Consider the following 7,346-nt stretch of genomic DNA (forward strand, 5'->3'; position numbering starts at 1 on the left):
CGCGCGATTCGAGCGCTGGGCCCGCGAGCATCTTTCCCTCGGTTTCTCGCTTCAGACAGCGGCGGCTGCATTGGCCGTGGGACCACGCACGTTGCAGCGCCGTACCGAGGCGGTACTCGGGAAGTCGCCCTTGGCGTTCTTCCAGGATCTCCGAATCGAACGGGCGCAGAACCTCGTGTCGATGGGTTACGACCTGGAGACGATCGCAAGCGAAGTGGGTTACGCGGATTCGGCGACGTTGCGGGCCTTGTTGCGCCGCAGGCTCGGCCGTGGGGTGCGGGAGTTGCGTGCCGACAATCGGTAGCGAACACCACTAGCGTGCGCCGACGCCCCCGTGAATACCCGTCAGTTCGACCTTGACGTCCTCCACCGCCTAAAGGCGGCGGATTCCCACACCTGGCGATGCACGTCCGCATCGGAGAATGTTCAGCGCAGCGTTGATATCACGATCATGCTCGGCACCACAGTCACTGCAGGCCCATTCTCTTACTCGCAGTCCCGCGATACCTTTCGGCCGCGTCGCGCTGTCTTTCGACCCGCACGACGAACAGGACTGGGTGGAACCGCTTTCGTCCACTTCCTCGAACGTGGCCCCGTGCGCGACCGCTTTGTAGCGGAGTTTGTTTCGGAAGGACGACCAGGACGCGTCGTAGACGCTCTTCGCCATCCTGGTTCTGGCGAGTTTGACAGCCGACACGTTGCCGACCGCGATGTAATCGAAGCGCCGCACCAGATCGAGCGCGAGCTTGTGTTGGAAATCGGCACGCGCATTCGCGACCTTGGCGTGCAGCTTCGCGATATGCCGCTTGTGCTTTCGCGCCCGTTGCGCTTTCGCCAGCTTTTCCGCCGCTCGTCGACCGAACTGGTCATTGGGCAGCTTCTCGCCGGTCGAAAGTGTGGCGAAGTCTTTCAGGCCGAGATCAATACCGACGCCGGAACGGATCGGGCGGGCCTGCACATCGGGCATCTCGATCACGATGTTGAGAAACCAGTTGCCGCGTGCATCCTGCGCAAAGTTGGTGCCGTCCTTGATCTTGCCTTCGGGAAGCGGTCGACTGTTGAACACCCGAAACGTGTTGCCGGCGAAACGGAACGCGTCACCCTCGCGCTTCAGGTCACGCCCCTTCAGCGGCACCCAGCCCAACGATTTCCTGCCGCGATAGCGCAGGTAGGGCCGACGGCGCTGACTGCGCGACTTCGCATATTGCTCGCACGTCGCGTTGACCGTGCCGGAGTGAATACCGAGTTCCTTGCTGCTGCCGGTCGCCAGCACGTTCAGGTTGAATCCGGTCGGCCATTTCTTGCTCCACTTGAGCGCGTGCTTCTGCGTGTCGTTGCAGAAGTTCCAGACGTAGTTCACCGCGCGGCTCTGCTTGTTAAGCAGTCCGTTGAGCGACTTCACGCGGTAGCGGTAGACGAGGATCATGCAGGTGATCCTAACCCGTGGAAGAAGCTGTCTGTCAACAGCACTCCTTTCCTTCCCGGCATCAATGGCGGGGTTTCTCGGAGCAAATTCTGATGAAATCCAGGAATGCGCGGGTCTTGGCCGGCACGTGATGCCGGGACGGGTAATACGCGTATAGCGGATACCGCTCGTCGGCCCATTCGGGAAAGAGGTTGATCAACCGGCCGTCGGCGATCAGCGGCTCGGCACCGAGCAGCAGCATCTGCGCAATGCCGGAGCCGGCGAGGCACGCGTTGAGCAGCGCGCCCGGATCGTTGACCGTGAGGCGTCCGCGAGTGTCGACCACGATGCGTTTGCGCTTGCGATGGAATTCCCACGCGAACGGCTTGCCGGTCTCCGGATTGCGAAATTCCAGGCAGCGGTGGTGCCGGTCTTCGAGGTCCTCGGGTTTGGCCGGCCGTCCCCGGCGCGCGATGTACGAGGGCGCCGCGACCGTCACGACGCCGGTATCGAGCAGCTTTCTCGCGATCAGGCTGGATGCCCGCGGTTCGCCGAAGCGCACGGCGAGGTCGAAGCCGTCCATCACGAGGTCGCCCAGGCTGTCTCGCGCGATGAGCTCGATTTCGAGTTCGGGATGCGCGTCCATGAACGCATCGAGCCGTGGCCCGAGAATGGCGCGGTAGACGACCGGATCCAGATTGATTCGCAGCTTGCCGCGCACCGCGGAGGCGCCGCCCGCGGCCGCCGCGGCGGCTTCCTCCAGCCCGGCGAGATGGGGCATGACCTGCTCGTAAAAGCGGCGGCCCTCTTCGGTCAGCGACACCGACCGCGTCGTTCGGTTGAACAGCCGGATGTTCAGCCTTTTTTCCAGCCGCGCGATCGCTCGACTGACGCCCGGCGGCGTCATGCCGATGACGTCGGCGGCAGCCGAAAACGTCCCGGCATCGACGACGGCGGCGAACACGCTGATGCTGCCTGACAGCTTCTCGCTACTGGATCTCATGGTGGTTCGACTGAATACGGGTGGCGGATCGCGCACGACCCACTGAAGGCCGACACGCCGACGCCGCACAGCGTAGCCACGCCGGGCGTCCGTGTCGATCATGCCGAATTGATGACGCGTTGTCACTTATCTGATGCCATCCATGTCGTTTTGTTTTGGTCGGCGTTTGTCCAGAATGCGACCCACGTATTCACACATGGAGAACGAGCAATGTATGCAATCACAGGAATTACCGGCAAGGTCGGCGGCGCACTGGCCCGTGAACTGCTGGCCTCGGGTCGGCCCGTGCGCGCGGTCGTGCGCGACGCGACGCGGGCAGCGGCATGGGCGGCGCGCGGGTGCGAGATCGCAACGGCTTTCATGGAAGCCCCGGCGTTGCTCGCCGACGCATTCGCCGGCGCGACGGGCGTTTTCATCCTGCTGCCGCCGGTGTTCGATCCGGCGCCGGGGTTTCCCGAAGCGCGGAAAGTGATCGAGGCCGTGTCCGCCGCGCTGCTGAAGGCGCGCCCCGACAGGGTCGTGTGCCTGTCGACGATCGGCGCGCAGGCCGACGAGCCCAATCTGCTCACGCAACTCGCGCTGATGGAGCAGGCGCTGCGCGAGATGCCGATGCCGGTGACGTTCCTGCGGCCCGGCTGGTTCATGGAGAACGCCGCGTGGGATGTCGCGTCCGCGCGCGACGAGGGCGTCGTCGCCAGTTACCTGCAGCCGCTCGACAAGCCTGTGCCGATGGTCGCCACCGCGGACGTCGGCCGCGTGGCGGCGCAACTGCTCCAGCAGACGTGGCACGGTGTGCGTGTCGTCGAGCTCGAAGGCCCGTGCCGGGTGAGCCCCAACGATCTCGCGCTGGCCTTCGCTCGCGTGTTGGGCCGGGACGTGCGCGCGGAAGCCGTCGACAGACGAACGTGGGAAGCGCTGTTTCGCGCGCAGGGCATGAAGCATCCGCTCCCCCGCATGCGCATGCTGGACGGCTTCAACGAAGGCTGGATCGATTTCGAAAGTGATCCTGAAGAAATCCTGCACGGCCATGTCGCACTGGACACGGTTCTGGGCGAGCTCGTGTCGCGTACGGTCTGATTGAATGCAGCGGGCGGCGCGTGGCGCGCTTGCGCTACCCCGCCCATGCATCGGATTTTCCGGTCGGACGGATAGTGGCTTTCATGTCGAATGGCTGTCGTGAATGTCGCTATTAATGTCATTTATGACTATGGCGAGCGGCCTCGTCCCGAGTCTAGACTGCGAAGCATTTCCGGCATCCGCAGATCCCGCCTGCGGCTCAGTCCGACAGAGGCCAATCCGATGACATTTTCGCCAGAACTTCACCTGCTGACGCTGACCGCGATCGCGACGCTGCTGATGTGGATTCCTTACATGCTGGCCAGAATCATGACACGCGGCCTGATGGCGGCCTTGAGCAATCCCGATCCGTCCCATCCGCCCGATCCACCGTGGGCGGAGCGCGCACGGCGTGCGCATGCGAACGCGATCGAGAATCTTGCCGTGTTCGCCCCGCTCGTATTGATGTGCGCAATGACGGGTGCGAGCAGCCCGGCGACGGTGTTCTCGGCCAGGCTCTATCTCGGGGCGCGGCTGGTTCACTACGTCGTCTACGCCGCTGGCATTCCGGTTGTTCGCACGATCGCTTTCCTGACCGGCTTCGCGGCAACGCTCACGTTCGCTGTCGCGCTGCTCGGTCATGCGACCTGACGGCTACCCGCCGGGTCTTGCCCGTTCGCTCACTTCAGAGGTCCACATGAAATCGACTCCCGGCAGCATCCTCGACACGATCGGCAACACGTCGCTCGTCCCGTTACGACACGTTGTCCCGAAGAACGGCGCGCGTCTGTTCGTCAAGCTCGAAAGTCAGAATCCGACCGGCAGCATGAAAGACCGGATCGCGCTCGCGATGATCGAAGCGCCCGAGCGCGATGGGCGTCTGAAGCCCGGCGGCGCGGTGGTCGAGTACACCGGTGGCAGCACGGGCGTGTCGCTCGCGCTGGTGTGCGCCGTCAAGCGGCATCCGCTGCATCTGGTCTCGTCGGATGCGTTCTCGAAGGAGAAGCTCGATCACATGCGCCTGCTTGGCGCGGAGCTGACGCTCGTCCCGAGCGACAACGGCAAGCAAACCGGGAAGCTGACGAAGGACATGATTCGCGAGGCGCATCGGATTGCCGGCGAGACGGGCGCATACATCACCGCGCAGATGGAAAACACCGATCAGCTCGACGCCTATACGAAGATGGCCGACGAAATCTGGGAGCAGACCGGCGGCCGTCTCGACGGTTTCGTCCAGAGCGTCGGCACGGCTGCGTCGCTGCGCGGGATTTCGCGGCGCTTGCGCGAGCATGACGCACGCATCCGGATCGCCGGTGTCGAGCCGGCCGAATCGGCGGTGCTGTCGGGTGGATCGACCGGCGCGCACAAGATCGACGGGATCGGCGCGGGCTATGTCGTGCCGCTTTGGCGCGACGGCATCGCCGACGAACTCGAGCGCGTCTCGACGGAGGACGCAAGAGCCATGGCGTTCCGACTGGCCGCGGAGGAGGGGCTGTTCTGCGGTACGTCGACCGGCGCCAACGTAACCGGCGCATTGCGACTCGCCGAACGGCTCGGCCCGGACGCCACGATCGTGACGATCATGTGCGACACGGGCATGAAGTATCTGAAGTCGTTCGCGCAGACGATGGGCTGATGGCTTTTGGGGGGATCGTATCCGGGTGTCCGGTACGGACAGCAGCCAGATGTCGGCGGGCTCGGCCCGATCAAGATCATCGACCGGTCGGCCGGCGCCGACGAATGCCACGGCGGCGCGCGCGATGTCACGAGCGTAGATTTGCCCCACGTCGACGACACGGTTCGCGACGATCAGGTTGCCGAGCGTCTGGCCGACGCGGCCGGCGCCCACGATGGTCAGTCGGGACATGGCGATTCTCCGGCGACGGCCCGAACGGCCGTCGCAGCGTGGCCGCGATCAATCGTGCCGGATCGCGATGGTCTTCAGCGCGGTAAAGCCGAGCAATGCCTCGAAGCCTTTCTCGCGGCCATACCCGCTTGCCTTCACGCCGCCGAACGGCAGTTCCACGCCGCCGCCCGCGCCGTAGTTGTTGATGAAGACCTGTCCGGCCTGCAGCTTGCGCGCGAGCCGCAGCGCGCGGGCGCCGTCGCGGGTCCAGACACCCGCGACGAGGCCATACTGCGTGCCGTTCGCGAGGGCGACCGCCGCGTCTTCGTCGTCGAACGGCATGGCCGCGAGCACCGGGCCGAATACCTCTTCCTGCGCGAGCTCGCTGTCGGGCGGCACGTCGCGGAACAGCACCGCTTCCTGGTAGTAGCCTGCGCCCGATGCGCCGGCCGCGATGGTGCCGCGCGCCGCCACGCGAATGCCGTCGGCCTGCGCGCGCTCGACGATGGCCCGCACCCGTGCATGCTGCTTTGCATTGACGAGCGGCCCCATCTCCAGATTCATCGACGGCGGCCCCGAACGCAGCCGCTCGAATTGCTGCGCGAGACGATCGAGCACGCGTTCGTAGACGGTGCGCTGGACGAGCAGGCGGCTGCCGGCCGAGCAGGTCTGCCCCGCGTTCTGCACGATCGCGTTGACGATGACGGGCAGCGCCTGATCGAGATCGGCATCGTCGAACAGCAATTGCGGCGACTTGCCGCCCAGCTCGAGCACTGCCGGGCAGTGACGCTCGGCGGCCGCGCGGCCGACCAGCGCGCCCGTTCCCGTCGATCCGGTAAACGAGATGTGACGAATGCCGGGATGGGCCGATAGGGCCGCGCCGGCTTCGCCGCCCAGCCCCGTGACGACGTTGACGGTGCCGGCCGGAAAGCCGACCTCGGCCGCGATTTCCGCCAGCCGCAGAATGGACAGGCTCGCGTCCTCCGCCGGCTTGACCACGCACGCATTGCCGGCGGCGAGCGACGCGCCGACCGAGCGACCGTAGATCTGCATCGGGTAATTCCACGGAATGATGTGGCCGGTCACGCCGATCGGTTCGCGCACCGTCAATACCGTGAACCCGGCGGTGTAGGGCAGTGTGTCGCCGTGCAGCTTGTCGACGCATCCGGCGTAGTACTGGAGGTAGCGCGCGAGCACCGCGGCATCGGTACGGGCGGTGTTCAGCGCCTTGCCCGTGTCGCGCGCTTCGAGCTGCGCGAGTTCGTCCGCATGCTGCGAGACGGCCGCGGCGTACGCGAACAGCAGGTTGCTGCGTTCGACCGGCGACAGCTTCGCCCACGGGCCGTCGAGCGTGTCGCCCATCGCGCGCTGTGCGGCGGAAACGGCGCGCTGCACGTCGGTCGCATCGCCGCGCGCGATCGTCGCGAACGGTTCGCCGGTGCTCGGGTCGACGACGTCGATCCGCTCGCCGGTATTCGGTACGACGCGGGCGTTGCCGATGTAGTGATCAAATTGCATGGGTCATTCCTCGATCGATGCGGGATTCGCGATGGTGTGTGCAATCGCGGCGCCCAGTTCTTCGGTGCTGGCCGTGCCGCCCATGTCGCGGGTGCGCGGGCCGGCGATGAGCACGGATTCGATCGCCGCGACGATTTCGGCGGCCGCGGCTTCGTAGCGCGATTCGCCGCGACCGAGGTGTTGAAGCAGCAACGCGGCCGACCAGATCTGGCCGATCGGGTTCGCGATGCCGCGGCCCGCGATGTCGGGCGCCGAGCCGTGCACCGGCTCGAACAGCGAAGGGAAGCGCCGCTCCGGGTTCAGGTTCGCCGACGGCGCGATGCCGATCGTGCCGGTACACGCGGGGCCGAGGTCGGACAGGATGTCGCCGAACAGGTTCGAGGCGACGACGACGTCGAAGCGATCCGGATTCTGGACGAAGTGCGCGCACAGTATGTCGATGTGATATTTGCGCGTTTCGATGTCCGGGAACGACCGGGCCATTTCCGCGAGGCGTTCGTCCCAGAACGGCATGGTGA

At 65.6% G+C, this 7,346-nt stretch carries 8 protein-coding genes; 4 read left to right on the forward strand and 4 right to left on the reverse strand.

The window, feature by feature from the left end; translation table 11 throughout:
• Positions 1 to 304, forward strand: a 304-nt coding sequence (locus tag JMF90_RS16100) for a helix-turn-helix domain-containing protein (protein WP_201325223.1), incomplete at its 5' end; no start/stop codon positions are given.
• Positions 305 to 373: 69 nt separating this feature from the next.
• On the opposite strand, the gene JMF90_RS16105 is transcribed toward JMF90_RS16100, so the two are convergent.
• Positions 374 to 1,426: an RNA-guided endonuclease TnpB family protein gene (locus tag JMF90_RS16105; protein ID WP_054928642.1), complete on the reverse strand. Its 1,053-nt coding sequence runs from the start codon at positions 1,424 to 1,426 to the stop codon at positions 374 to 376.
• A gap of 61 nt (positions 1,427 to 1,487) precedes the next feature.
• Positions 1,488 to 2,408: a LysR family transcriptional regulator gene (locus JMF90_RS16110; protein ID WP_011694939.1), complete on the reverse strand. Its 921-nt coding sequence runs from the start codon at positions 2,406 to 2,408 to the stop codon at positions 1,488 to 1,490.
• 210 nt (positions 2,409 to 2,618) lie between these two features.
• Here JMF90_RS16110 and JMF90_RS16115 point away from each other — a divergent pair, with 210 nt between their 5' ends.
• From JMF90_RS16115 to JMF90_RS16125, 3 genes are all read left to right on the forward strand, one after another.
• Positions 2,619 to 3,485, forward strand: coding sequence for an NmrA family NAD(P)-binding protein (locus JMF90_RS16115; RefSeq protein WP_011549097.1), 867 nt, complete (start codon positions 2,619 to 2,621; stop codon positions 3,483 to 3,485).
• A gap of 222 nt (positions 3,486 to 3,707) precedes the next feature.
• On the forward strand, positions 3,708 to 4,115 hold the full coding sequence (locus tag JMF90_RS16120) for an MAPEG family protein (protein ID WP_011549096.1): 408 nt from the start codon (positions 3,708 to 3,710) through the stop codon (positions 4,113 to 4,115).
• A 46-nt stretch (positions 4,116 to 4,161) separates the two neighbouring features.
• On the forward strand, positions 4,162 to 5,100 hold the full coding sequence (locus JMF90_RS16125) for a PLP-dependent cysteine synthase family protein (protein ID WP_011549095.1): 939 nt from the start codon (positions 4,162 to 4,164) through the stop codon (positions 5,098 to 5,100).
• Between the two features lie 279 nt (positions 5,101 to 5,379).
• Here JMF90_RS16125 and JMF90_RS16130 read toward each other — a convergent pair whose 3' ends face one another.
• Together JMF90_RS16130 and JMF90_RS16135 are read right to left on the reverse strand one after the other, a co-directional pair.
• Positions 5,380 to 6,828 carry an aldehyde dehydrogenase family protein gene (locus JMF90_RS16130; protein ID WP_011549094.1) on the reverse strand — a complete coding sequence of 483 codons (1,449 nt, stop codon included), beginning with the start codon at positions 6,826 to 6,828 and terminating at the stop codon, positions 5,380 to 5,382.
• Between the two features lie 3 nt (positions 6,829 to 6,831).
• Positions 6,832 to 7,346, reverse strand: a 515-nt coding sequence (locus JMF90_RS16135; protein WP_236597988.1) for an isocitrate/isopropylmalate family dehydrogenase, incomplete at its 5' end; no start/stop codon positions are given.

The sequence above is a fragment of the Burkholderia sp. E168m23 genome, assembly GCF_016586125.1.
Classification (GTDB): Bacteria; Pseudomonadota; Gammaproteobacteria; order Burkholderiales; family Burkholderiaceae; genus Burkholderia; species Burkholderia orbicola.